The following is a 24,551-nucleotide window of genomic DNA, read 5'->3' as shown; positions in this document are numbered from 1 at the left end:
TCACCAGCCGGGGCCTGAAAAGTCGGGTGGGGTGACGCGCATTTTGGCGGACCAGCCGACGAGCCAGGAGGCGTCGACCCAGCCTGTGTCGGTGACGAAGCACCAGCGATCGTCGCGGGTGCAATAGTCTAGGGTGACTTCCGTGCCGTCGGGGATGCGGCCGATTATGCCGTAGAACATGCCGGGGCCGGTGCGGACGGCGATGTTGCCGCCGGAGACGCGGGCAGTGGGTTCGGCCAGGGCCGGGGTGATGGTCAGGGCGGCGAGGGCCGCTACGAACAGGATGCGCATGGGGCACTCTTGCGCTGGCACGATGGCGCTTGCAAGGCGCTTAGTAGCGGATCGGACGGTGGCGCTTGATTTCGGCGATGCGTTCCACATCGCCGGTGCCGAGGTAGCGGCCGCGTTCGAGGATTTCCAGGGTATATTCCTCGTAGGTGAGGCCGATGAGGGCGGCGCGGCGGGCGCGGAGGACGGCGACGTCGTAGGGGGCGTCGAAGGCCTTTTTCTTGGCCGCGGCCCATTCGAAATAGCGGCCGATGCCATTGCGGCCCCAGGGTGGGGTGTGGTCGTCGTCGAGGGGAGGGCCGCCATTGGAGAGACGTTCGGTCATGGGGCGAGTTTGGCGCTGCAGCTAAATCGCGTCCAACGAAGGTTTTTTATCGGGGCAATAGGACCGGCTGATGCGAAACGGCCGCCCGGGGGCGGCCGTTGTAAAAGTCGTTATTCTGCGGCAACGACGATGCCGGGAGAATAGACGACCGCGCGATTGGAGAGGTCGACGAAGTAGACGCGGTCCTGGGTGTAGAAATAGCCATAGGCCGGATCGCCCTCGATGGGGTGAATGACAATGGCTTCGGGGACCGCATAGCCGACGTCGATGTCGCCTTCGAGCACGACGGGCTCGGTGGGGTTGAGGCGGACATAGTCGACCGAGGAGGCTTCGATGCCGGCGCCGGCGCCGATGGTAGCCCCGGCAAAGCCGCCAATGGCAGCGCCGATGGGGCCAAAGATGAGGCCGCCGACGACGGCACCGGTGACGCCGCCCGCCGTGCCGCCGACAACGGCGCCGCCGGCAGCTTCGGCTTCAGGTTCGCTCTTGATGATCTGGGCATGCGCCAGGGTGGGAACCACCAGCGCGGCAGAGGCAATGATCGGAATCAGAAATTTCTTCATTTTTATCTCCTTCGGCTTTCGCCTTTGGCAATGGCCAAGAAACCGGGAGCCGCCGGATTTGGTTCCGGCTTTTTTGATTCAAGCGCGCCGTGCAAGGGCTTGATTCTACGCGCAAATCGCTGATGCCTTTGGGAAATTCCGCCACGCGCGCGCAAGCGCCGCCCGGCCCTGTGGGGCGTCGCGGTTGCACGGTTGGGACGCCCTTTGGGCGCACGGTCGCGACGCCCATGGGGCGCACGGTGGAGAGCGGCTTTCGCCCCGAAGATTTGTAAAATGAAGAGGCGAAAGCCGCTTCCCAAGTTCGGGATTTTTTGCGCACGCCTCGAGCGGCCCCCTTTTGGGGTTTGCGGTCCGGATCGCCGTCGGAAGCATCCGAAGATGCAACGGGGGCTCACCGCCGTCTGGCCGGTGGTCGGCATCCACGCATTCGCCCAGGCGACCCCGAGCAAACCCGACTTCCCGCCCGGCACTTCGTCGGTGCCGCGTGTTATCGGCGGGAACGGGGGAATGATGGCACAGGTTTTCGGGGCGGGGATAAGTTGAATAAGTTTGGGTCGGCCGGCGGACTCTACTTTTGCCGCGGAGGCGCTAGAGTGGGGCAATCTTGGAGGGGAGATTGCCGATGCTGGGGTTTTCACGTCTGGGTTTTCCTGCGGCACTGATGGCGGGGTTTTTGGGAACCGCGGCCATGGGGCAGGAGGTGCCGGAGGGCTGGCATCTGCAGGAAGAGGATATGAGCGGGGTCAACGACCTGTTCCTCGCCTGGTACGAGCCAGGCAGCGGCGATGTGACGGTCGCGGTGAATTGCCAGGAGGGTTATGCCGACGTGGTGCTCACCATCTATGTGGATGGGCCGGCGGCGGCGGGCGCGAAGCCGGCGGCGGTCGTACTGGAGGGCGCGGGGACGCGCTTTGCCTTCGAGAGCGAGGTCAGCGACTACAATGGCTATTCGGTCGGCACGATTACCAGTTTCGGGCCGGAATTGACGACGCTACTGCGCGGCGGGTTCGTGGTCAGCGTGGATGGCGAGGTTTTGGGTGAATTCGGCGCCAAGAGTGGCAAGGGGGAAATCGACCGGATATTGGAGGCCTGCCCGGCGGGCTAGGCATGGATCGGACCATTCACATTTATACCGATCGCAGCGTGATCAGCATCCTGCTGGTGATGGTCAAGGGCGCCATGGTGCTCCTGGGGATTTTTATCCTTGCCCGGGCATTTTTCAGCGGCGAAGCGGGGCAGGCGCTATGGCTCGCGCTGCTGCTGATCGCGGGCGGCGTGTTTTTTGGTTTCTATGATCTCCTAAAACTGCTCGACCGCTCGCCGCAAGTGACGCTGGGGCCGGAGGGGTTTGTCGATCATCGCATTGCCGTGCCGGTGGTCATTCCCTGGGACCATTTTCGATCGCTCGGCTATCGCAGCGCCGGGTCCTCGGGCTGGACGCTGGAGATTTTTCTGGCCGATGGCGGGCATGTGCTGGTGCCGGCGAGCCATTTGGCGGTGAAGCCGAAGGAGCTGGTGCGGCTGGTGCAGGAGTTTGCGCCGGGCGCGGCGGTGGATCGGCGGTTTAGGTTATGGTTGGGGTGAGTGGCGGTTATGACTCGAGGCGACCGCTCTCTTGCAGTCTCTGACGTCTCGCTAAAAAGTGCACATCGGTTTGTGCAATTTCTCTGAGACGCGCGACCAAACCTGAAGGGTCAAGAACTGCGTTTCCATGCCAATCGTGGCTTCGCGTTATGAAGCCCATAGCCTCAAGGTCTTTTACGGATCTCTGGACTGAACGCACACTTAGGCCCATTCGTTGAGCGATTGAAGTCGGGCGCGGAAACGGCGGGCTGTCGGCATACCACCAGTGCATTAGAATGTTCAGCAGAACGACTAAGTCTGTGGTGTTCAGGCGAAGCTCATGCTGGCGACGCAACAAAAGGTCCGGCACGGCCTGGAAGCCGGCAAGAGCTGCTTCTCCCCATTTTGAGTAGACGTTAGATTTGTAGGTTGAGGAATCGGAGATCGTCATTTTCACCTCCTTGGCGATCGCCAAATCTACGCCGCCAAGACAGATGAATACATACTGGCACAAAACGAAGCGCCGGAAACTATTCTATCGGTGATATCTGGTTACCGAGGCGACAACCTTGTCGCATTCTCTTACGATTTAGCCCAATGCCGAAGTTTGTTGTGCTGTAGGAGGTCGTCGAGACCTCTTCCTGCTCTCGATCACCTTGAGTTGGTTTGACTGTGTTCCTTATTTGTTCCATCACGGTTTCTTTACGCAGCTGTCACATCCTGCGTTCAGGAGAACTATCAGATGGCTGACACGTCAATTGAATGGACCGATGCCACTTGGAACCCTGTGGCTGGATGCACGATAGCCACGGCGGGGTGCACCAATTGCTATGCGATGAGAATGGCGGCTCGCCTGGAGGCGATGGGGGTCGATAAGTACGTGGGGACCACACGAAAGTCAGGTGGGCGTGCGAAATGGACAGGCAAAATCGTACTGGATGATGCTGCGCTTTCTATTCCGTCGACCTGGAAGAGACCGAGGAAGGTGTTTGTCAATTCCATGTCGGATCTCTTCCATCCCGACGTTCCGGTGGAGTTCATCCGCAAAGTGTGGTCAGCCATGGCTGGGGCACGTCAGCATACATTTCAGATACTAACGAAGCGTCCAGACCGAATGTCTTCTGTTTTGTCGGGCGGGGGTTTTGATGTTCTGCAAAACGTCTGGCTCGGCACGAGCGTTGAGGATAGTCGAGTTGTTAATCGACTCAATCAATTGCGCACCGTGCCGGCTGAGGTTCGTTTCGTGTCATTCGAGCCGCTGATAGGATCAGTAGCGGGGGCAGAGTTGGATGATATTCATTGGGCCATAGTTGGCGGTGAGTCCGGCCCCCAATCGCGCCCGATGAACGCTACCTGGGTTGATGAAATACATTCGGCATGCAAGCGGTCGGGCACAGCCTTCTTCTTCAAGCAGTGGGGCGGAACAAATAAGAAGGCGGCCGGACGCACCTATCGCGACCGCGTGTGGGATGAACTGCCTGGTTTGAGAATGTAGCTTGCAATGCGCTTAGCCAACGCGGTTGCCTTGGGACTCGGGTTCGCTACCGCAAAAAACAGAGATGCCATTGGGGCATTGTTGTTGTGCCTAAGCCTAACCGGGGGCATCACACCGCCCTTAAATACGCTCGCTAGCCGCTCTGAGACGTAGGCCTCGATTGCATCAACGTCCGCGCGGCGAACTGCTTCTGTTTCGCTTTCGAACATATTTTCGGGTAGTACCGAGTGCTGATACCAACGTTCTCGCCAGTCGGTGGTGCCAAGCAACCTATCCAGCTTTTCCTCTTTTCCTCGCTCAAGCTTTGCGCGGTCGTGCGGTGCATTGCGGTACAGGCCCGACAGTGGAAAAAAGTACCAACAGTCGAGCGCCTCGGTGGCGGCGACCGCCTCCACCGTGGACCACTCGACCTCCATGCCAAACGGGTCAAGAAAAATGACCCCCCGCATACCAAGGACATCGCCTTGCCGCTTGTGCCAAGGCACCCCAGAACAGAGCCTTTTCACGTTCTGATTAGCATCACCGTTCTTCAGAAATATCTTGTGATCGGGATACTCAGATGCGAGGCGCTCCAGTTCGTGAAATCTGTCCTGGTCCTGCTCAATGAAGACGAGCGTATCAAATGGGGGTTCAACCGACAGGGCAAGGCGAGCCGAGCCGGGCGTATTGACTTCATGAGGTTCAGCGAACTCTGGTCCGAACAGAGGTAACGCCGGACGAGTCTCGGTTTTGCTGCCCGTTCCAGCAAACGCATCGATGTAAAGTCGGGCGAACCCTTGGTCTTGCAGGGCTATGGAATAGTGCTTCAGATAATCATGAAGCATTGACAGTTTGGCGTCTGTGTCGCGACTTCCACGAAATGGCTTTTTCACACGAATCTCCCCTATCAAGTAAAGAAGATCGCGCTGTTGTCTTTTTGTCTACACGCAGATGCTCGTCTAGTCCTAACTCTCACCTAGAACTGGAGAGAGAAAGAAGGCCGGCGCTAGTTTAACTCGGCTCGATTGTGGCTTAGTCCACTTCCCCAGACAACGTATCCAGCTCCATCTCGCGTAGCCGTTTGACCTCGTCGCGCAATCTCGCCGCCTTTTCGAACTCGAGGTTCGTCGCGGCTTCGCGCATTTCGCGTTCGAGGTCCTTGATGACCGTCGCGAGGTTGTCGCCGGTGACGACCTTTTCCTTGCCGTCCTTGCCTTTGCCAATGCTGATCGTGACGTGGTCTTGCTCGTAAACGCTGTCGACGATGTCGTTGATGCGGGCTTTTACGCTCTGGGGCGTGATGCCGTTGGCCACGTTGTAGGCGATCTGCTTTTCGCGGCGGCGGGTGGTTTCGGCGAGGGCCCGCTCCATGGAGCCGGTTTCCTTGTCGGCATAAAGGATCACCCTGCCATCGACGTTACGGGCGGCGCGGCCGATGGTCTGGATGAGAGAGGTTTCGGAGCGGAGGAAGCCTTCCTTGTCGGCGTCGAGAATGGCGACGAGGCCGCATTCGGGGATGTCGAGGCCTTCGCGCAGGAGGTTGATGCCCACCAGCACGTCGAAGGCGCCGAGGCGGAGATCCCTGATGATCTCGATGCGTTCGATGGTGTCGACGTCGGAGTGCATGTAGCGCACGCGAATACCCTGCTCGTGCATGTATTCGGTGAGGTCTTCGGCCATCTTCTTGGTGAGGACCGTGCAGAGGGTGCGATAGCCCTTGTTGATCGTTTGACGGATCTCGTCGATGACGTCGTCCACCTGATGGGTGGCGGGGCGGATTTCGACCGGGGGATCGATGAGACCAGTGGGGCGGATGACCTGTTCGGCAAAGACGCCGCCGGCCTGTTCCATTTCCCATGAGCCAGGGGTGGCCGAGACATAGACCGATTGCGGGCGCATGGCGTTCCACTCCTCGAAGCGGAGGGGGCGGTTGTCCATGCAGGAGGGCAGGCGGAAGCCGTATTCGGCCAGGGTTGCCTTGCGGCGAAGGTCGCCGCGATACATGGCGCCGAGCTGGCCGATGGTGACGTGGCTTTCGTCGACGAAAACAAGCGCATTGTCGGGCAGATATTCGAAGAGCGTCGGAGGGGGCTCGCCGGGACGGCGGCCGGAGAAGTAGCGGCTGTAGTTTTCGATGCCGGCGCAGGAGCCGGTGGCTTCCATCATTTCGAGATCGAAGAGGGTGCGCTGTTCCAGGCGCTGGGCTTCAAGGAAGCGGCCGGCGCCGTTGAGTTCCTGCAGGCGGCCGGCGAGTTCCTGCCGGATGAGTTTTATGGCGCCGGTGGTGGTGGCGCGGGGGGTGACGTGGTGGGAATTCGCATAGATGCGGATGAACTTGCGTTCGCCCACGGTCTTGCCGGTGAGTGGGTCGAATTCGACGATCTTTTCGACCTGATTGCCGAAGAGGGAGACGCGCCAGGCGGCGTCTTCATAGTGGGACGGGAAGATTTCGACGGTATCGCCGCGCACGCGAAAAGTGCCGCGGGTAAAGGCCTGCTCGTTGCGCTTGTATTGCAGGGCGACGAGCTTTTGCAGCATTTCGCGCTGGTCGATGCTCTCGCCCTGGTGCACGTCGATGATCATGGCGGAATAGCCTTCCACCGAGCCGATACCGTAGATGCACGACACCGAGGCGACGATGATGACGTCGTCGCGCTCCATCAGCGCCCGCGTCGCCGAGTGGCGCATGCGGTCGATCTGCTCGTTGATGGTGGATTCCTTCTCGATATAGGTGTCCGTGCGCGGAACGTAGGCTTCCGGCTGGTAGTAGTCGTAGTAGGACACGAAATATTCGACGGCGTTTTCCGGGAAGAAGTGCTTGAACTCGCCATAGAGCTGGGCGGCGAGGGTTTTGTTGGGCGCAAGGATCAGCGCCGGGCGCTGGGTGCGCATGATGGTCTGGGCGACGGTAAAGGTCTTGCCCGAGCCGGTGACGCCGAGGAGCACCTGGTCGGTTTCGCCGTTGGAAATGCCTTCCACCAGTTCGCCGATGGCGGTGGGCTGGTCGCCGCGCGGCTCGTAATCGGTCACGAGCTTGAAGGGTTTTCCACCCTCAAGTTTCTCTGGGCGTTCCGGGCGATGGGGGACCCATGGCGAAGAACCCTCCACTTCCTTGCGGCCGTGGAGGATGATCTGTTCGAGGGCCTTCACCGTGGCGGTGATGCCGACGGTGGTGGCGTTTTCGAGGCTCTCGCCCTTCTTGGCCTTATTCTTCTTGACCGAGACATCGAGGGCTTCGCGGATTTTTGCCTGCGCCTCGGGATCGGCGGCGGCGATGCGCGAAATCTCGCGGGCGGTCATGGGCTTTTCGGTTTGCGCGCTACGCGTCGCGGCCGAGGGAACATGGCCGAAGCCGGCTTGCGGGGCCTCGCCAAAGCCGTCGAAGTCGACGCGGTCGACGGAGTTGATCTTGGTTTTTGCCGTCTTGGCCGACATGCCGGTGGCGGTGTCGTGGCTCGACTTGGTGGTGCGGCGCTTTTCGAGGGCCGTTTTGGGTTGAGCTGCTTCCTTCTCGGCCGCTTCGGCGCGGTCGAGGGCGCGCTTGTTTTTCATGCGCTCGGCGTAGAGCGGCTTGTTGGCCTGTAGATCCTCGGCCTTTTCGATCTCGGCGAAGAACTCGTCGATGGAAAATTCGGCTTTGCCGGGGCGAGTCGTCTTGGGGGCCATGGCGCGGGCTCTTCTTCAGCAGAACGGATGGTGCAGGGTGACCCTAAGATGGGTGTCCTGTCACGCAATGTCAGCAGGGAAACGGAGCGCGGCTTTTAACATATTGTGAACGGAGAGGGAACGGGCCTCAGGCGGCGTTCGCCGCGTCGGCGTGCTTGTCCTCTGTGGCGTCGGCTGCGGGAGCCGGGGCTTCGACGATGCCGTTGATGCGGGCGAAGCCGCGTTTCAGGGCGGCGAAAATTTCGGGATCGATGGCCGTGCCGAGGCCGCGTTCCATCACCTCGAAGGCGGCGGGAACCGGCATGGCCTTGCGATAGGGGCGGTCGGCGGTGAGGGCGTCGAAAATATCGGCGGCCGTGACGATGCGGGTGTCGCGGTCGATCTCGGCGGCGCCGATGCCGAAAGGATAGCCCTTGCGGTCGAGCCGCTCGTGATGGTCGCCGGCGATGCGGGCCATGGAGCGGAAGGCGCTGATCTTGGAGAGAATGATGCGGCCAAGCTGCGAGTGGCTGCGGACCTGCTCCCATTCCTCCTCGTCGAGCGGGCCATTCTTGTCCAGAACGGTATTGGAAACGCCGAGCTTACCGATATCGTGGAGAAGGGCGGCGCGCTTGAGCCAGCGGCGATGTTCGGCATCGCAGCCAAGCTCTTCGGCGATGAGATCGGCGAACAGGGAGACGCGATCGCTGTGGCCGGCAGTGAAGGGGCTCTTGGCGTCGACCACCTGGGCGAAGCCGGCGGCGATGTCGTCGAGATAGTCTTCATCGACGGAGCGCACGAGGGTTTGCGGTTCGAGATCGGCGACGCGATCCGGCAGATCATTGGCGAGGAGGGGAAGCCAGAAGAAGGCGTCGCTTTCCAAGGTCGCGACGATCGAGACCAGTTCGGGGTCGAACCAGCGGCCGGACCTGCTCTTCACTTCCGCGACGGCAGCGGGCGCGCCGCCGCGCATGAAGAAGACGTCGACCACCTGCGAGATCAGGGCGATGCGGGCAAAGAGGGAAATATCGCGGCCGCGACGCTGCAACGGCTGGCCGGAACCATCCCAGTGTTCGTCGAGATCGAGAATGCCGTGGGCGACGGCTTCCGAGAAATGCATGTTGCGGACGATGTCGGCGCCACGCTGGCAGCGCGTTTCGATCAGTTCGCGAGCGATTTCGCCGCTGCTGCGCGCGACACTGATCATGGTCTGCAGGCGTTCGACGAAGCCGGATTTCCGCGCCGTGTTGGCGAGCAAAAACCGCAAGACTTCGGGAAGCTTGTTGTCGATCAGCTTGTAGGAGCCTTTGAAGCTCAGGTCGTCGGTCAGATAGAGCTTGCAGATACGCGCCGCATTGGAACTGCAGCCGATGTCCTTGAGCAGGAGCGTATAATAGAGGTCGGACAGGGATGCTTCGGACAAGCCCAGACGCTTGCCGATATGCATGCCGATCCAGCAGCAGCGGAGGCTATGACCGATCGGCTGACCCTCGGTGAGGTCCAGGGCGTAGCTGAGCGCACCCACGACTTCCGAGAGATGAACGACGTCCTTCATGCCTGCGCTCCCACCATTTCACCGTCAGTTCTACGGGAAAACTCTTAATGGGACGCATCGACCGCGCGCCGAGTTTTACTTACCCGAGGCGCGACTACCGATGGGTTAGCGCGCAGGGATGGGGTTCTCCGCCCAGGCGGCGGCCATCGCCGCAACTGAGGGGAGATGGGAGGCGCCTTGGGGGTCGAGCATGCCGTGGTCGAGGGCGGGGAATTCCCAATAGGTCAGGTTGCAACGGCCGTCGGCGGTGAAAGCATCGGCCGTGGCGCGGGCCGCGGCGAGGGGGGAGGAGGTGTCGAGGCCGCCTTGGATGAGGAGGAAGGGCGTGTCGGTTTGGCGCATATAATCAATGGAGCGGTAATCGAGAATGTCGGCCCAGAAGCGATAGGCGTGGCCTGCGAAAAGCTCGCTGCTGTCGGGATTGGCGCGGGCGGCGGCGAAGCCGGCATCGATGTGGGCATGGCCTTCGGGCGGGACGGTGCTTTTCACCATGTCGCCAAAACTGGTGCCGGTGGCGGAGGAGAAGATGATGGCGGCGTCGGCTTGCAGTCTGGTCGTGAGGATGGCCATGGCGAGGCCACCTTCGGAGCCGCCGAAAAGGACGACGCGGCTGGGTGGAGGGCCGAGCGTGGAAAGGACGGCTTCGTAGTCGTCGATGCGCTGGGAGACTGTGTAGCGATCGTAGAAGTCGGCGGGGCAGTTGAGTTCGTCGATCTCCATATCGGGTGTGATGCCGGCTTTTTCGACGATCAGAGTGTCATAGGCGGAGAAGGCGGCGCGGACCGTAGCGAGTGCGGCGTTTTGGGCGCCGGGTCGGCAGCCGGAACCCTGGCTGAGGACGAGGAGGCCAGTGGCGGGCTCGGCGGCCCGGTCGATTGTGTAGTGGATGAGGCTGCCGTCGGGGCGGGTCAGGTGATGGGCTTCCGGGGCCGCGCTTGCCGCGCCGGTGAGCAGGAAAAGAGCGGCGAGGCTTTTCATGTCGCGGACCTCGCGCGGAAATGGAGAACGAGGGGCAGCAGGGACAGGGCCGCGAGGGTAACCAGAGATAGCGGCGACGGATGCGTGAGGGCGAGGGTGATTTCGCCATGGATTTCTGCCACGGGCATAGTGACACCGATATTTACGGCGGCAGCGAGAGTGGCGACGGCCAAGGCTGCGATAACCGGCCAGCGCATGGAGGCGCGGCGGCGATGGGCGGCGAGAATGGCGGCCCAACTCAGGATGACGGAACCGGTGAGCCATAGGATAGCGGCGCCAGAGGCGAGATCGATCAGAGCGGGGCGAAGGGGCGTCGAAGCCGCGGCGATGAGGAATATCGCTGCGAGGAGTGCCAGGATGATCTGCGAGACGAGGGGCAGGACGAGATAGACCACGGCGGGCCAGCGCGATGCCATGCTGCGGAAACGGGCATCGGCGAGCATGGGTAACAGCAGCGTATCGTGAGAGCCGAGGCGCTGCGTGGCGCTTTGTTCGGCTTCTTGGTGGGAAAGGCCTTGTGCCTCCAGATGTTCAATGAGATCGGCGTGGTGGTCCGAAAGTTCCCGGACGTAGCGGTTTGCGCGGCGCGGTGAGATGCCGGCGCGAAGGAGGTCTTCGAGAAGGTCGGCGAAACGCTCACGCATGATGGGGCGCCTTCAGGATATTGGCGATGGCGCCGGTGAGCGCGCGCCAATGGGCGGAGAGGGCGTCCAAGCGTTCGTTACCGGTGGGCGTGATGGAATAATAGACACGGCTGCGGCCATTGATGGTCTGGCGGCGGGTGGAGAGGGCGCCGTCACGCTCCAGCGTATGGAGAAGCGGATAGATGACGCCTTCGGCGAAGGTGAGTTGATCGGCGCTGGCCTCGCGGATGGCTTGTACCAATTCGTAACCATACATTTCCCGATCGCGCAGTAGGCGAAGGACCAGGAGCTCGGGGATGCCATTGAGGAAAGTGGATGGAGTAGGGGGCATATCTATACCTATCGATTATAGGTATATATACCTTGCACCGATAGGTGTGTCAATCTTCGCGCTGGGCACTCGTCATTGTGATTGAGCTCCGACGGAACGGAGCAGGGCTGCCATTGGTTTCTCTGGGAGATGAAAGGAGATTGACCATGGACCACAGCCATCATGTACGCCTTTCCAGCACCGAGCTTGTCCCGGCAATGCTCGAAGGGGCGATCATTTATGATGTCGATGATGAAAAGGTCGGCACTGTCGATCATATCGACGGGGTCGGGATGGACAGTACGGCCGTTGTCGATGTTGGGGGTTTTCTCGGCATTGGCGCCAAACCGGTTGCGCTGCCGCTACATGAACTGGACTTCATGCGCGACGAGGGCGGCGAAATTCACGCCATGACGTCGTGGACGAAGGAGGAGCTCAAGCAATTGCCGGAGCATCCGCCGCACTAGGGTTCATCAGTCGTTTGAATAGCAAAAGGCCCGGCATTGCCTGGCCTTTCCTTTGATCAGTAGTAGGTCTGATAGCTCGATACGTTGTTGGCATAGGATGGGTGGAGGCTCGACTGGCTGCTGACATAGACGGCGCAGCCGCCGCCGAAATTGGGGTCGCGGCAGATTTCCACCTTGCCGGTGCCGATGATCTTGAAGCTTTCCACTTCATTGTCCCAGCCGGGCACGAGGAAGGTCGAATTGGCGCCGATGGCAACGCAGGCGCTTTGGCCGGTGAACTGGATGCCCGTATAGAAGCAGGCCTTGTCGCCATTTTGCGGCGGCTGGGGTTGGGGCGGCTGCGGCAGGGGAGCGGGCTGGTTGCCGACGCCGAAGGAAATGGACGGGCCATTGGGGCCGACGGTGACGCCGAAATTGAACGGGATGTCGTCCTCTTCTTCCTCGTCGGCATCGTCCTGGATGGCGGCAGGTTTCAGGTAATTGGCCGCGACCCAGCCGTCTTTGCCGGCCTGGCGATCGACGAAGCACCAGGAGCCCTGGCATTCCTGAACGTCGACGAGTTCGCCGGCCTTGAGCGCGCCGAGCTTGGCGAAATTGGTGCCCGGGCCGGAGCGGACATTGACGCCGCTGGTGGCGACGCCCGGCTGGGCCAGGGCGGCACTGGTGCCGACGATCAGGGTGAGTGTGGAAAAGAGTGCGGTGAGTGCGATGGTCTTGGTCATTTGGTTCAGTCCCTCAACTGCGGGGTACGGCCCTCCGCCCCTCCCGCTTTGTTGAGGCCAGTAAAGTTCACCGGCGCTGAACTGGTACTGAATGCGCCATTTACTGTTCCGGCATGTATTGGCGTCCGGCGTTCATAATTTCAGTGATTTGACAGAAGGCGATTTTCTTCTAGCGTGCCGGGCTTGCTTCCGAGGGACGCGGATGACGGACTGGTTGTTTTCGAGTGGGCGGCACACGCAAGTCGCGGATTTCGCGGAGCGCGAGCGGCTGAGCTTTCGGTATGGGGCCGCCAAGGCCTATCTCGAGGAGACGCAGGTGCTGCCGGGCCTGTGGCTTTATCGCAGCGAGGCGACGCCCGATTGCCGTTTCAGTATCGAGGTGGAGGCGGGCGAGCCGAGCCGGGGACGGCTTATTCTCGGTGCCATCCTGACGAGCCGGGGCGTGGCGAGCCTTGAAGGCTGCGGCAACGAAAGCTGGCGCGAGGATGGTCGGGCCTATGTGATGACGCCGGTCGAAAGGCGCGCGCGCTACGAAATCGATGCGCATCGGGGATGGCGGGCCGTGTCGCTGCGGCTCGAGCCGGAGGCGCTGGAGCTGGTGGGGGGAGATTCCAACCTGCCGGAACTGTTCACGGCATCGCTGGACAGGGGAAAGGACGATGTTCTGGGCATGGCGACGCTGCCGGCCAAGCTGCGCCTTGTGGCGCAGGAGCTGCTGCGCCCGGCCTTTCGTGGGCCGATGAACCGGATTTTCCGCCAGGCCAAGGCGCTGGAATTTCTCGCCCATCAGTTCAGCGTGCTCGACCGGTCGCATGAGGCGGACGATACATTGCCGGCTCGCGACCTGGCGAAGGTGCGCATGGCGCGTGACCGGCTGCTGTTCGATTTGCGCGAGCCGCCCGATCTCGAGGCGTTGTCGCGGGACGTGGGGCTTTCAGCAAAGCGGCTCAATCGCGGGTTTCGGCAGCTCTATGGCACGACGGTGTTTGCCTTCCTGCGCGATGCGCGGCTCGATGCGGCGCGGCAGGCGCTGGAGGAGGGGACGCCTTTGCCGCTCAAGCAGCTTGCCTGGGAACTGGGCTATGCGCAGGTGAGCAATTTTGTCACCGCGTTTCGACGGCGCTTTGGCGTGACGCCGGGGGCGTGGAAGCGGGGCGAGGAGGAGGTCTAGGCCGTTATGGCGAAGGGCAATGGTTTTGACTGAGAGGCGCTCACGTTGAGCTGATGAAATGGGTGCCCTAATTGCCAAAGCCGGTTCGCAAGGACCGGCTTTTGCTTTTGGGAGAGACTTATGGCGGCGCGCGCTTTTGGGACACGGAAACGACAGATCGGGGGGCGGTGGCTGTTGGCGGCGGCGCTGATGGCAACGACAGCTCTGGTCGCGGCTCCGAAGGCGGAGGCGCAGAGCCGCTTTGACAGGATTTATGGGCTTCCCAACGAGCCGAGTTCAATCCTTTCCCAGGCCATGAGCGGAAATGGCGCTTATGTCGTTGGTCTCCTGCAGGCTTCCGGTTCAGGCTTGTGGCGTGCGACACGGTGGGACAGCGGCGGCAATGCGGTCGATCTTGGGGCCGATATCGGCGCCAACTCCTACGCTACCGGCGTGTCCTGGGATGGCAGCGTGGTCGTTGGCTACTCGAACTTCATTTCCATGCCGGGTGCGTTCCGCTGGACCGAGGATGGCGGGCTCGAATATATCGGCTCGCTCGGCGGCAATCGCAGCATGGCCTATGATGTTTCCAATGATGGTCGCATCGTGGTGGGATTTGCGCGGCGCGGCGATGGCACGGATACGCGCTTTGTGTGGATCAAGGACGCAACGACCGGCGTCGTCTCGAATCCACAAATGCACGAAATGCTTTCGGCCACTGGTGCGATCAACGTCACTCTGGGCGGAATTTCGGGCAATGGCCGCTACACAACTGGCCAAGAGTATCCCGGAGGCACGCCGGAGGCTTACCGATACGATATCAGCGGCATCCAGGGCGGCGTTGTCAGCCACGTGGCACTGGGCAGTCTGGGCGGCTGGGAAACCAATCCCTATGACATTTCCGACGATGGTACCGTCATTGTCGGGGCGGCCGAGCTGGATGCTGCCGGCGGCGGTCACTTGCGGGCCTTTCGCTGGGTCGAAGGGGCGACAGGCGGATACAATGGCGGCAGCATGTATGAGCTGGGGACGCTGGGCGGCGACGAAAGCGCTGCATCCGCTGTTTCGGGTGATGGTCGGGTGGTTGTCGGGCGTTCGGAGTCGGCCGCAGGTGATGATGTCGCGTTCCGCTGGGAAGAGGACACCGGCATGCTGTCGGTTGCCGACTGGCTTCGGCGCGCGGGCGTTTCGGTGGACTATACGCTGACGGACGCTCAGGCGACGAATTCGGATGGCAGCCTCGTGACGGGCACGATGCTGAACGATGACGGCGAATGGGAAATCTATATTGCCCGGGTCATCGCCGATACGGGGCCCAATCCAGGCTCCGGCATCATGAATGTGGCGGAATACCAATCGACGCTTTATGGCGCCGCGGGGATCGCCAATGCCGGGGAATTTCTGACCTGGCTGCCGATGAATGGGGCGCACCACCGGCCATTGATGCTGACGCCGGATCTTTCGGGCGACATGTGCGCCTGGGCGACGGGGGATTTTGCCCATTATGGCCAGAGCGGCGCGAATTTGGCGCTGGCGGAGGCCGGGGGTTGCGTCGACCTGGCGGGGGGCGCCGTGCGGCTTGGTGGTGCGGTGGGCACGACGGCTTCGTGGCAGGCGCTGTCGCTGGGCGGGGCCGCCAATATGGTGGGGCAATATGTGCTGGGCGAGGTGGATTGGCAGCCGGATGGTACGCCGCTGCTGCTGTCGGTGACCGGCATGCTGGGCGGATGGAACGCCAAGGTGGATCGGGCCTATTCGAATGGTGCGGCGACGGCAATGTCGAGCGGGCAGACCAATGCCATGGGTGGCGTGGTGCGCGTGCGGGCGGATTGGCTGGAGGCGGCCAAGATCGGCAATACCAGTTTCAATCCGTGGGCCTCGGTGTCGTTCGGGGCGCTGCATGTGGACGGGTATAGCGAGAGTGGCGGGCCGTTTCCGGCGCGGTTTGCGGCGCAGAATCTGGGCCATACGGATATTCGCGTCGGTGTGACGGCGGTCACGGAATTTTCGAAAGACACGAGGCTCAGCACGACGCTGGAACTGGCGCATCGCACCGGTACGGCGGCGTCGGCCGTGGGGCAGGTGGACGGGCTGTTCAGCTTCTCGCTTGGCGGGGGGACCTATGGGCAGACCTGGGGGCGGCTGGGGCTGGAGCTAGATCATCGGGTTAATGATGCGGTGTCGCTGTCGACATCGGTGCATCTGGCGACCAATGGGCGCGATCCGACCGTGGCTATTTCGGCCGGTATCAAGGGAGCTTTCTGATGAAGTTTGGGATTTTTCTCGTGGCCGCGGGCCTGATGATGGCGACGCCGGCTATGGCGCTGACCGTCGGGGAGGCCGAGGCGGTGGTTGGGATCGTCGAGCAATTGGCTGACGAGACCGGCGAGGGCATGGTCGCTGACGCGGCGGAGATATTCTTCGATTATGACGCGCTCGGCGCCAATCTGATTCCGGCGGCGGGGTTCGATCGGGCGAGTTGGGTCACCGCCTATGACGCGGTGGCGAGCGGCTATATGGCTGTGATCCCGCTCGATGAGTTCAACGCGGTTTTCGAGGAGCCTTTGGCCTTGCTGGAAGCCTCGGCGCTGGCGGACGATCAGAAGGCGATGATGCGGGAGCATATCGTGGGATTGGTTGCCGAGGCGCAGGCGACGCGGGAGCAGGGCATGGTCCATGCCGATATTGTGCGGCCGCTGGAGGGAAGGCTCCATGCGCTGTTCTTTGGTGAATTCGGAGAGTAGCGGCTCGCTCCGAATGAAGGGCCGCCACGCAGAAACTGCGGGCGGCCCGTTCTTTTGGGCATGAGGCGCGCGCTAGTCCGGATTGCCGACGACGGTGACTGGGGCGCGGCGCGGGGTACCGGCGTCGGCCTTCTCTGCTTCGGCGGCGCGCTGTTCCATCTCTTCGGTTTCGTGCGGGCGACCATCGGGGCCACGGCGGGTCATGGGGCGGGACGCCGGAGTGTTTGTCGGGCGGGCGGTGGGTTTGGTCATGGGCTCCTCCTTTGCCTCATGATGAAAACGCGGAAGGCGGTGTCACAGTTCACGGCCAACCTTACCGACCTTGCCAAGAGTTCATGCCCTCGCAATCTCGTGAAGAGTTTATGCTCGCTAGGGTCGTGTTGTTCCGGTTCTGCCGGTTTCCCATGCAAGGAAAAACACTATGACCTCCACCTCGATCAAAGCCCTCATGGCCGTCGTCGCGACTGCAATCGGTTTGAGCGCCGTGGCTCCCGCCATGGCCCAGCTGGCTCCGCAGGCGCCCGACGCTGCCGTTACCCAGGAAGATGGCGGGCCCGGCAACCAGGCTTTCCGTCCGCAGGGCGGTGGGCCGCGCCAGAACGGCGGCGGCATCGGCGGCTTCTTCGATTTCTCGCGTGGTGGCGAGGGGATCGAGATTGCGCTGGTCCGCCTCAGCCATCGTCTTGACCTGACCACGGAACAGCAGGCGCTGTTCGACACGCTCAAGACCTCGGCGCTGGCTGCGGCAGAAGATTTTGCGACCGCGACCGAAGGCTTGCGCCCGACGAGGCCGGCGGAAGGCGAACAGCCGGCAATGCCTGATGTGGCGCAGCGGCTCGAAACCCGGATTGCTGTTGAGAAAGCGCATGTGGCGGCGCTTGAAGCGGTGCAGCCGTCCGTTGCGGCATTTTTCGATAGCCTGACGGATGAACAGAAGGCCGAGCTGATGCCGGCGCAGGGCGAACATGGTCCGCGTGGTCAGCATGGCGGTCAGGGGCCGCGCGGCTTTGGTGGCGGTAACCGCTAACCTATAAATCCGGCTCCTGTATCTCCTTCAGATATGGGAGACGGCCAGCGGCGCGGACCTGCGTCGCGACAAGCCCGGCTCTCAACGGCCGGGCTTGCTTTAATTTTCAGCTTCTCTACCAATCGATCACTCTTTGACGGATCGATGATGACCAATCTGCCTCTGGACCCGGTGCGTATTCGCGCGCTCTTCCCCGCCTTTGCCGAGCCGAGCCTGCAGGGCCAGGCGTTTTTCGAGAATGCCGGTGGTTCCTATGCCGCCAAGGCGGTCCTCGATCGGTTGGAGCATTATTATCGCGCGACCAAGGTGCAGCCTTATGGGGTTTACCCGGCTTCGATCGAGGCGGGAGAGGCGATGAACCTGGCCTATGAGCGGATTGCGGCGGCGCTTGGTGTTTCGGCGGACTGGATCCACTTTGGACCGTCGTCTTCGGCGAACAGCTATGTGTTGGGCAATGCCTTTGGCGGGTGGCTGAAGCCGGGCGATGCCATTGTCGTCACCAATCAAGATCATGAGGCCAATTCGGGCTCGTGGCGGCGCCTTGCGCAGCGGGGCATCGAGGTGCGCGAGTGGAGCGTCGATGGGCAGAGCGGGCGATTGGCGCTGGCGGCGCTGGATGCGGTGCTCGATGACAAGGTGAAGCTCGTTGCTGCGCCGCATTGCTCCAATGTGGTGGGTGAGATCAATCCGGTTGCCGAGATTGCCAAGAGGGCGCATGCCGTTGGTGCGGTGCTGGCGGTGGATGGGGTGAGCTATGCGCCGCATGGCTTGCCGGATCTGACTGAGCTTGGCGCGGATATTTATCTGTTTTCGGCCTACAAGACCTATGGACCGCATCAGGGGGTGATGGCGGTGCGGCCGGAACTGGCCATGCAGTTGCCGAACCAGGGGCACTTCTTCAACGATGCCAAGCCGCGCTATCGGTTGACGCCGGCTGGTCCGGATCATGCGCAGATCGCCGCTTCGGCGGGGATTGCGGATTATCTGGAACAGGTGGCGGAGATCGCTGGGGGCGAGGGCAATCCGTTCCGGCGGGCGCACAAGGCGATGCGGGCGCAGGAAATCGCGCTGGCGCGGCCGCTGCTCGATTATCTCAATGGGCGCAATGACGTGAACCTGGTGGGACCGGGCGATGCCGAATTGCGGGCGCCGACGATTGCGTTGCGGCATCGCGAGCCGGGCGTGGAGGTGGCGAAGCGGTTGGCAAAGCACGGGATCATGGCTTCGGGCGGGAATTTTTACGCCTGGCGGCTGATGGAGGCGCTGGGGATCGATCCGCAGCATGGCGTGCTGCGCCTGTCGTTCGTGCACTACACGAGCCCGGAGGAAATCCAGAGTCTGATCAAGGCCTTGGATGAGGAGCTTTAGAGGGAGAATCATTTTCCCGACGAATGCCGCTAAACAGAGGTCCCCGCTTTCGCGGGGATGACATCGGGGTGGGGAGCAGCCTGCCCGAAACCGCCAACGAGAAACAAAAAATGTCACGTCCACTCGCAGCCTTGCTTTTGCTGCTTTGCACCATGTTTTGGGGGTTTGCCTTCGTGGCGCAGAAATCGGCCATGGGGTCGGTGGGGCCACTGAGTTTTACCGGGGCGCGGTATATTATCGGCGGGCTGCTGGTTTTGCCGCTGGCGATCAATGAATGGCGGCGGCGCAAGGTGGAATTGTCGCGCGCGCAATGGCTGCTGGTGGGCGTGTTGTGCTTTGCCTTCTTCATGGGGTCATGGTTGCAGCAGGCGGGGCTGGCGACGACGACGGCAACCAATGGCGGGTTTCTGACCGGGCTCTATGTCTTCTTCGTGCCGCTGATCGGCTATTTTGCGTTTCGCGTGCGGCCGCATCCCATCGTCTATGTCGGGGTGCCGCTGGCATTGGTTGGAATCTATTTCCTCAATGGCGGTGGGCTTTCGAGCTTCAACGGTGGCGACTGGCTGATCGTGGGAAGTGCGGTGTTCTGGGCCATGCATGTGCTGACGCTGGGACATCTGGCCAAGGAGACGGAGCTGCCGATCTTCGTCTCGGCGGTAAGTTTCCTCGTGGCGGGTGCGGTGGCATTGGCGATTGCGTTGCCGGTCGAGGCGCCGACGATTGCGCAGATCTCGGACGTCTGGGTGCAACTGGCTTATGCGGCGGTGCTGTCGACGGCCGTGGGCTTTACGCTGCAGGCGGTAGGGCAGCAATATGTGCCGCCGGCCAATGCGGCGATCATTCTTTCGGCGGAGAGCCTGTTTGCGGCGCTTGGCGGGGCGGTCGTGTTGGGGGATCGGCTGCCGGTGGTGGGCTATGCCGGGGCGGCGTTGCTGTTCGTGGCCATCGTGATGGTGGAGGCGGTGCCGGCGCTGTTGGAGCGCCGGAGGCTGCCTGAGGTCAGGGCTACGAATTAGACCTTATTCGGTGTAGCGATACATCTGGTAGGTCTTGCAGACGACGAGCAGGGCGCAGCCGTGCAGCGTCATGTGGTTTTCGCTGTTCTGGGTCAGCGTGCCGGACAGGTTGTAGCCGAAGAGCTTTATGTCGCCCTTCCAGCGGTTGGGGCCTGACTGGTTCATGTGGTCGGCCATGGGGCGGTTGAGATAGGGCTTGTACTGCTCGTTGTAGTCGACATCGCTGAGCCAGGTGAGGAGGCCGCAAAGCTGGGTGCCGTCTCCGCACATTTCGAGCTGGAAGCGGGTGTCCTTGCCCTCCAATTCCCAGGTGCCCACTGGCGAGGCGAGGGCGGGGGTGGCGATCAGGGCGGCGAGGGCAAAGGCGAGGCTGCGGGCGAAGCGCATTGGCTGAAACTCTCTACTCGGTAGACCCAGCATGGCTTCGCGAGCCTGAATGCTGGCTGAACGGCTTTCATGTGCACGTCATGTAAGGTGCCTAGTCTGGAAATGCTCCGGGGCAGCCCATGCATGCCGGATGCGCCGTTCGCACCAGCCCCCCAGGCCAGCGGACGCACTACCCGAGGCCGTTCTGCCTCAACGCTTAGGACCGATCGGCATTCAGCTGATGCTGGTCTGCAAATGGCAGCTTTCTGCGCTTCCGGTGCTCACGTACCCAAAAGTACGTTCCGCTCCGGTTCTCGAAAGCCACCATTTTCGCCTGAGCCTGAGCTGAATGCCGATCGGTCCTAGGCCTTGGCCGCCCCACGGGCGGCCCTTTTTTGTGGACCGTCGGGAAAAACCCTCGCACCGGGGCGCCGGCTAGGTCAAATAGGTCCGCAGCTTCCGGGGCGGACTATGGCCAAACTCTATTTTTCCTATGCCGCTATGAATGCCGGCAAGTCCACCTTGCTGTTGCAGGCCGCCTATAACTATCGCGAGCGCGGGATGCGGCCGCTGCTCTATACATCAGCGCTCTATGTCGAGGATGGAATCGGGCTGATCTCGTCGCGGATTGGGATTAGCGAGCCGGCCGAGCTCTATTCGGCGGGCGATGACCTTTATCAGTCGATCCGCGACCAGCATGAAGAGTCCAAGGTCGATTGCGTCTTTGTCGACGAGGCGCAGTTTCTGGAGCGCGAGCAGGTGTGGCAACTGGCGCGCGTGGCTGACCGGTTGCGCATTCCGGTGATGTGCTTCGGGCTGCGCACCGATTTTCAGGGCAAGCTCTTTCCTGGTTCGATGGAACTGCTGGCCATTGCCGATGTGATGCGCGAAATTCGCACGATCTGTACCTGTGGCGCCAAGGCGACCATGGTGGTGCGGCAGAGCGTGGATGGGCGCGTGCTGACCGATGGCGATCAGGTGTCGATCGAAAAATCCGTCTATCTCTCGCTGTGCCGCAAGCATTGGGAAGAGGCGGTCGGCCGCTGGCCGGTGAAAGGACCTGAGTGATGGAAACTGTCGTGAGCGAACCGCTGGGCCAACTGACCATCCGCACCCTGGCCATGCCGGCCGATACCAATGCGGCGGGCGACATTTTTGGCGGCTGGGTGATGAGCCAGATGGATATTGCCGGGGCCATTGCCGCGGTCGAGCGGGTCAAGGGCAGGGTGGTGACGGTGGCTGTGGAAGCCATGACGTTCATCGCGCCGGTGAAAGTGGGCGACGTGCTCTGCGTCTATACGACGATCGAGCGGATCGGGCGGACCTCGATCACCGTGGGCCTCGAGGCCTGGGTGCGGCGGCACGAACTCGATGACCGCAAGAAGGTTACCGAGGGGCGCTTCGTTTATGTTTCTCTTGACGATAACGGCCAAAAGCGGGTGATCCCGCAAGGCTGAGCCAATACATTCAGACTGCGTTCAGGCTGGACGAGCGAAAAGGCGTGTGAAGCGCTTTGGTGCTGGGGCAGGGCTATGAAGTTTCACGTCATTACCGGTCGCCGTCTCCTAAGCTTTTGAATCCGTTCGGGGCCGGAACTCTTTGAAGGCCGGACCCGTTTCTGCATCGCAATGAAATTCCGCGCCGGGTTTTAAGCGTCACCCCCGGACGTGGTGGAAGAGGGAATAGTCATGAACCGCCATACCCGCAAAACCCTGCTCAATGTTGCGACCGCCATTGCCGTCGCGACGACCGCAGTCGTCGTGTTCCTGCCGGCCGCGCAGGCCGCGCCGGGGACCGTGACCAGCAATGTCAATGTGCGTTCGGGTCCGGGCACCAATTATGCCGTGGTCGATACGGTGCGCCGCGGCCAGCAGGTCGACGTGCAGCAGTGCCAGGGCTCCTGGTGCTACGTGTCGAAGCCGGGTCCCGATGGTTGGGTTTCGGCTACCTATCTTGCCGCAGGCGGTGGCCAGCCGGTCAATCCGACCCAGCCGGGGCTTTCCTTCGGCTTCAACCTCGGCCCGAATGGTCCGAACGTGAATATCGGTATCGGCAACCCGCAGCAGCCGCCGCGTCCGCCGCGCCCGCCGGTTATCCAGCCGGTGCCGGAGCCGGTCTATGACGAGGTCTGCTTCTACGATCGCACCAATTTCCGCGGTCAGAGCTTCTGCCTTTCGGCCGGCGACAGCGTAAGGGATCTGCGCGACTGGACCGACCGGATTTCCTCGATCGACAATCAGTCCGGCTATGCCGTGCAGGTTTGCTCGGAGCCGAACTATCGCAACTGCCGCACCTATACGACCAGCGCCAGCTCGCTCAATGACTTCGACGACTATGTCGCCTCGGTTCGCATCCGTTAATTGACCTGAAACGGCGCCTTACAAAAGTATGGCGCCGTTTTCTTCTTGGCCTTGGCCCCGGACCGGCGCCGAGATACAGTCCCGCTGATTTTTACGGGGGATTCTCTTTCCATGAAGCGCTTGAAGAGCTTGGCTCTCGCCATCGGTATCGGGCTTTCCCTGTTTTCTCCTGTTGTCGCTTACTCCGATGTCGGCTCGCACGGCTGGGCGCAGGTCGATCTGACGCTGCGCAAGGGGCCGGGGGCCGCGCATGACGTCGTCGGTACGATCGCCGAAGATAGCGCCATTCGCATCCTGCGTTGCCAGGTGACCTGGTGCCTCGTCGATGGCGATGGCGGGCGGGGCTGGACGAGCCTCGAAGCGCTGAGCTTTGGCGCTGGGCCCGAGGGTCCGCTGTTCCTCGTGCGCCCGGATTATCCAGAAGGCGGCCCGGGGCAGGTATGCTTCTATGAGGGGCGCAATTTTACCGGGGCTTCGCTCTGTGCGGGGCCGGGGCAGGTCTTCAACGACCTCAAGCTCTATGGGCATGACAACCGGTTCTCGTCGGTCGAGATCACCGGGAACGTGTCGGCTGCGGCCTGCCGCGATCGCGGTTTTCAGTCCTATTGCGAGCGGATCATCGAAAGCCAGCCGGTGTTGAACCGGTATCTGTCGCGCAACCTGTCTTCGATCCGCGTCTACTGACGCTGCTTCTCCCTGCTCGAAGGGTTGTCATCCCGGCGAAGGCCGGGATCCATCCCGACATCTCAAGATGGGCCCCGGCCTGCGCCGGGGTGACAATTGTGGGTGGGAGGGATTTATGCCACGTACCTAGCTGGCGATATATTCGCGCAGCACTTCGGCTTCGTGCTCGACTTCCTCGATCTTGAGTTTCACCACGTCGCCGATGGAAATGATGCCGGTGAGGCGGTCGCCGTCGACCACAGGCATGTGGCGGATGCGGCGGTGGGTCATGCGCTCCATGACATCGGAAATGGCGGTGGTGCGGTCGCAGGTGACGACGGCCCGCGTCATGACGGAGCCGATGGATTTGGCCAGGGCCGCGGACGGGTTGTTGCCCAATTGCCGGACAATATCGCGCTCGGACAGGATGCCGATGACGCTTTCGCCCATGCCGACAATGACGATGGCGCCGATATTGTGGCTGTTGAGCATGGCAACGGCGTCGCCCAGCGTGTCGCTGTCGCGCAGGGTGTAAACGGCCGTGCCCTTGAGTTGCAGGATGGTGTCGACAATCATAGTCAGGTCCTCCTTGCGTTGGACCAATCGACCGTCAGCCGAACGAGCTGAGAGTCGATCGGTAGAAGGAGTGTGGACCCGAAGCGGTTTAGCGGCAAGGCTGAAAAAGACCGGCTCAAGGCCCTGCCGGACGTGCCATGGCGCCTTTGAAACTTTTTCGCGCAAAAGACGTAGATATTTGCATGGGATCGGCGTCTCCTGAGGTTCAGCGATGACATTGGGGGCGAGCATTTGGCTGGTGCGAACCCGGGCGGAGGCCATGATCATGGTTCGGTTCTTTGTAGTGATGGTGTTGTTGCTGAGTAGTGGCGGCATGGGATTGTCGCAGGAGGCGACGCCCTGGCAGGCGACGGTCACCGGGCAAATCGAGGCGCTGCATAGTGGCGACGCCGAGGTGGCCCTCGGTCTCGCCAGTGGGACATTTCGGGAGGCTTATACCGATCCCGAGCGGTTCCTTGCCGATGTGAAGCGGTCTGGCTACGGGCCTATCGTTGAAGCGCGTTCGCATAGTTTTGGCGCCTACGAAAAGACCGAGAGTGGCGTGGTGCTGCAGGTGGTCAAGCTGGTGGGGCCGGACCTGGATCTTTATGAGGCCGTGTATCAGTTGATGGACGAGCCGGGCCAGGGATGGCGGGTGCTCGGCGTCGTGCTGCGCAAGGTGCCAGGACGCGGGGCATAGGCAGAAAAAAAGGCCGGCACAGGGCCGGCCAAAGGACTTTGGAGAAGAGTAGACGGCATGGAGGGCTT

29 protein-coding genes are annotated in these 24,551 nt (G+C 61.9%); 15 read left to right on the top strand and 14 right to left on the bottom strand.

Annotated elements, in window-relative coordinates; translation table 11 throughout:
- The 3 genes from JP75_RS05750 to JP75_RS05740 form a co-directional block, all read right to left on the bottom strand.
- On the bottom strand, positions 1-291 hold the full coding sequence (locus JP75_RS05750; RefSeq protein ID WP_051960405.1) for an SH3 domain-containing protein: 291 nt from the start codon (positions 289-291) through the stop codon (positions 1-3).
- A 40-nt stretch (positions 292-331) separates the two neighbouring features.
- Positions 332-613 (bottom strand): hypothetical protein, encoded by a 282-nt coding sequence (locus JP75_RS05745; RefSeq protein ID WP_035080444.1) that lies wholly within the window; start codon positions 611-613, stop codon positions 332-334.
- 110 nt (positions 614-723) lie between these two features.
- The gene (locus JP75_RS05740; RefSeq protein WP_051960404.1) at positions 724-1,176 is read right to left on the bottom strand and encodes a DUF1236 domain-containing protein; all 453 of its coding nucleotides are present in this window, start codon (positions 1,174-1,176) and stop codon (positions 724-726) included.
- Positions 1,177-1,798: 622 nt separating this feature from the next.
- On the opposite strand from JP75_RS05740, the gene JP75_RS05730 reads away from it, so the two are divergent.
- A complete protein-coding gene (locus tag JP75_RS05730; RefSeq protein WP_035080440.1) occupies positions 1,799-2,281 on the top strand; it encodes a hypothetical protein in 483 nt (160 codons plus the stop codon).
- A 2-nt stretch (positions 2,282-2,283) separates the two neighbouring features.
- A complete protein-coding gene (locus tag JP75_RS05725; RefSeq protein WP_035080438.1) occupies positions 2,284-2,760 on the top strand; it encodes a hypothetical protein in 477 nt (158 codons plus the stop codon).
- Between the two features lie 7 nt (positions 2,761-2,767).
- On the opposite strand, the gene JP75_RS25135 is transcribed toward JP75_RS05725, so the two are convergent.
- On the bottom strand, positions 2,768-3,190 hold the full coding sequence (locus JP75_RS25135; RefSeq protein ID WP_152565742.1) for a helix-turn-helix domain-containing protein: 423 nt from the start codon (positions 3,188-3,190) through the stop codon (positions 2,768-2,770).
- Positions 3,191-3,481: 291 nt separating this feature from the next.
- On the opposite strand from JP75_RS25135, the gene JP75_RS25760 reads away from it, so the two are divergent.
- Positions 3,482-4,234 (top strand): DUF5131 family protein, encoded by a 753-nt coding sequence (locus tag JP75_RS25760; RefSeq protein WP_084587503.1) that lies wholly within the window; start codon positions 3,482-3,484, stop codon positions 4,232-4,234.
- On the opposite strand, the gene JP75_RS05715 is transcribed toward JP75_RS25760, so the two are convergent.
- The 6 genes from JP75_RS05715 to JP75_RS05690 all read right to left on the bottom strand — a co-directional run bounded on the left by JP75_RS05715 (position 4,189) and on the right by JP75_RS05690 (position 11,366).
- Positions 4,189-5,106: a three-Cys-motif partner protein TcmP gene (locus tag JP75_RS05715; RefSeq protein ID WP_035080434.1), complete on the bottom strand. Its 918-nt coding sequence runs from the start codon at positions 5,104-5,106 to the stop codon at positions 4,189-4,191. The two genes, JP75_RS25760 and JP75_RS05715, sit on opposite strands and share 46 nt — an antisense overlap.
- Positions 5,107-5,245: 139 nt before the next feature.
- A complete protein-coding gene (gene uvrB / locus JP75_RS05710; RefSeq protein WP_425277266.1) occupies positions 5,246-7,765 on the bottom strand; it encodes an excinuclease ABC subunit UvrB in 2,520 nt (839 codons plus the stop codon).
- A 241-nt stretch (positions 7,766-8,006) separates the two neighbouring features.
- Positions 8,007-9,413, bottom strand: coding sequence for an HD-GYP domain-containing protein (locus tag JP75_RS05705; RefSeq protein ID WP_035080430.1), 1,407 nt, complete (start codon positions 9,411-9,413; stop codon positions 8,007-8,009).
- 105 nt (positions 9,414-9,518) lie between these two features.
- Positions 9,519-10,391 (bottom strand): alpha/beta fold hydrolase, encoded by an 873-nt coding sequence (locus JP75_RS05700; protein WP_051960402.1) that lies wholly within the window; start codon positions 10,389-10,391, stop codon positions 9,519-9,521.
- Positions 10,388-11,035: a permease prefix domain 1-containing protein gene (locus JP75_RS25130; RefSeq protein WP_051960401.1), complete on the bottom strand. Its 648-nt coding sequence runs from the start codon at positions 11,033-11,035 to the stop codon at positions 10,388-10,390. The genes JP75_RS05700 and JP75_RS25130 overlap by 4 nt, the downstream gene beginning before the upstream one ends.
- Positions 11,028-11,366 (bottom strand): PadR family transcriptional regulator, encoded by a 339-nt coding sequence (locus JP75_RS05690; protein WP_035080429.1) that lies wholly within the window; start codon positions 11,364-11,366, stop codon positions 11,028-11,030. Before JP75_RS05690 ends, JP75_RS25130 begins: the two co-directional genes overlap by 8 nt.
- Positions 11,367-11,512: 146 nt before the next feature.
- Between JP75_RS05690 and JP75_RS05685 the strand changes: the two genes are divergently transcribed.
- A complete protein-coding gene (locus tag JP75_RS05685) occupies positions 11,513-11,812 on the top strand; it encodes a PRC-barrel domain-containing protein (protein WP_035080428.1) in 300 nt (99 codons plus the stop codon).
- A gap of 56 nt (positions 11,813-11,868) precedes the next feature.
- On the opposite strand, the gene JP75_RS25125 is transcribed toward JP75_RS05685, so the two are convergent.
- A complete protein-coding gene (locus JP75_RS25125; protein ID WP_051960400.1) occupies positions 11,869-12,534 on the bottom strand; it encodes an SH3 domain-containing protein in 666 nt (221 codons plus the stop codon).
- 202 nt (positions 12,535-12,736) lie between these two features.
- On the opposite strand from JP75_RS25125, the gene JP75_RS05675 reads away from it, so the two are divergent.
- The 3 genes from JP75_RS05675 to JP75_RS05665 all read left to right on the top strand — a co-directional run bounded on the left by JP75_RS05675 (position 12,737) and on the right by JP75_RS05665 (position 16,428).
- Positions 12,737-13,705 (top strand): AraC family transcriptional regulator, encoded by a 969-nt coding sequence (locus JP75_RS05675; protein ID WP_051960399.1) that lies wholly within the window; start codon positions 12,737-12,739, stop codon positions 13,703-13,705.
- 189 nt (positions 13,706-13,894) lie between these two features.
- Positions 13,895-15,949 carry an autotransporter domain-containing protein gene (locus tag JP75_RS05670; RefSeq protein ID WP_160194643.1) on the top strand — a complete coding sequence of 685 codons (2,055 nt, stop codon included), beginning with the start codon at positions 13,895-13,897 and terminating at the stop codon, positions 15,947-15,949.
- Positions 15,949-16,428: a hypothetical protein gene (locus tag JP75_RS05665; RefSeq protein WP_035080425.1), complete on the top strand. Its 480-nt coding sequence runs from the start codon at positions 15,949-15,951 to the stop codon at positions 16,426-16,428. Before JP75_RS05670 ends, JP75_RS05665 begins: the two co-directional genes overlap by 1 nt.
- Positions 16,429-16,500: 72 nt before the next feature.
- On the opposite strand, the gene JP75_RS05660 is transcribed toward JP75_RS05665, so the two are convergent.
- Entirely contained in the window at positions 16,501-16,680 is a 180-nt protein-coding gene (locus tag JP75_RS05660) for a hypothetical protein (RefSeq protein WP_035080423.1), read from the bottom strand.
- A gap of 169 nt (positions 16,681-16,849) precedes the next feature.
- Here JP75_RS05660 and JP75_RS05655 point away from each other — a divergent pair, with 169 nt between their 5' ends.
- From JP75_RS05655 to JP75_RS05645, 3 genes are all read left to right on the top strand, one after another.
- Positions 16,850-17,455: a Spy/CpxP family protein refolding chaperone gene (locus tag JP75_RS05655; RefSeq protein ID WP_035080421.1), complete on the top strand. Its 606-nt coding sequence runs from the start codon at positions 16,850-16,852 to the stop codon at positions 17,453-17,455.
- A gap of 147 nt (positions 17,456-17,602) precedes the next feature.
- Positions 17,603-18,823 (top strand): aminotransferase class V-fold PLP-dependent enzyme, encoded by a 1,221-nt coding sequence (locus JP75_RS05650; RefSeq protein WP_152565740.1) that lies wholly within the window; start codon positions 17,603-17,605, stop codon positions 18,821-18,823.
- 110 nt (positions 18,824-18,933) lie between these two features.
- Positions 18,934-19,839: a DMT family transporter gene (locus JP75_RS05645; protein ID WP_035080637.1), complete on the top strand. Its 906-nt coding sequence runs from the start codon at positions 18,934-18,936 to the stop codon at positions 19,837-19,839.
- Between the two features lie 3 nt (positions 19,840-19,842).
- Here the strand turns inward: JP75_RS05645 and JP75_RS05640 are convergent, their stop codons facing one another.
- Positions 19,843-20,226, bottom strand: coding sequence for a DUF2147 domain-containing protein (locus tag JP75_RS05640; protein WP_035080419.1), 384 nt, complete (start codon positions 20,224-20,226; stop codon positions 19,843-19,845).
- A 450-nt stretch (positions 20,227-20,676) separates the two neighbouring features.
- On the opposite strand from JP75_RS05640, the gene JP75_RS05635 reads away from it, so the two are divergent.
- From JP75_RS05635 to JP75_RS05620, 4 genes are all read left to right on the top strand, one after another.
- Positions 20,677-21,273, top strand: coding sequence for a thymidine kinase (locus JP75_RS05635; RefSeq protein ID WP_035080417.1), 597 nt, complete (start codon positions 20,677-20,679; stop codon positions 21,271-21,273).
- Complete coding sequence (locus JP75_RS05630; RefSeq protein WP_035080415.1) at positions 21,273-21,662, top strand: acyl-CoA thioesterase; 390 nt, start codon at positions 21,273-21,275, stop codon at positions 21,660-21,662. Before JP75_RS05635 ends, JP75_RS05630 begins: the two co-directional genes overlap by 1 nt.
- A 231-nt stretch (positions 21,663-21,893) precedes the next feature.
- Positions 21,894-22,565 carry an SH3 domain-containing protein gene (locus JP75_RS25120; protein WP_051960397.1) on the top strand — a complete coding sequence of 224 codons (672 nt, stop codon included), beginning with the start codon at positions 21,894-21,896 and terminating at the stop codon, positions 22,563-22,565.
- Positions 22,566-22,676: 111 nt separating this feature from the next.
- Entirely contained in the window at positions 22,677-23,249 is a 573-nt protein-coding gene (locus tag JP75_RS05620; protein WP_035080413.1) for an SH3 domain-containing protein, read from the top strand.
- A gap of 126 nt (positions 23,250-23,375) precedes the next feature.
- Here the strand turns inward: JP75_RS05620 and JP75_RS05615 are convergent, their stop codons facing one another.
- Positions 23,376-23,804: a CBS domain-containing protein gene (locus tag JP75_RS05615; protein WP_035080411.1), complete on the bottom strand. Its 429-nt coding sequence runs from the start codon at positions 23,802-23,804 to the stop codon at positions 23,376-23,378.
- Between the two features lie 265 nt (positions 23,805-24,069).
- Between JP75_RS05615 and JP75_RS25115 the strand changes: the two genes are divergently transcribed.
- A complete protein-coding gene (locus JP75_RS25115) occupies positions 24,070-24,483 on the top strand; it encodes a DUF4864 domain-containing protein (protein WP_160194642.1) in 414 nt (137 codons plus the stop codon).
- The last annotated feature ends 68 nt before the right edge of the window (positions 24,484-24,551 follow it).

The sequence above is a fragment of the Devosia riboflavina genome, from assembly GCF_000743575.1.
In the GTDB taxonomy this organism is placed as follows: Bacteria; Pseudomonadota; Alphaproteobacteria; order Rhizobiales; family Devosiaceae; genus Devosia; species Devosia riboflavina.
The sequence above is the reverse complement of the archived record's forward strand: the minus strand, read 5'-3'. Positions and strand labels throughout refer to the sequence as shown.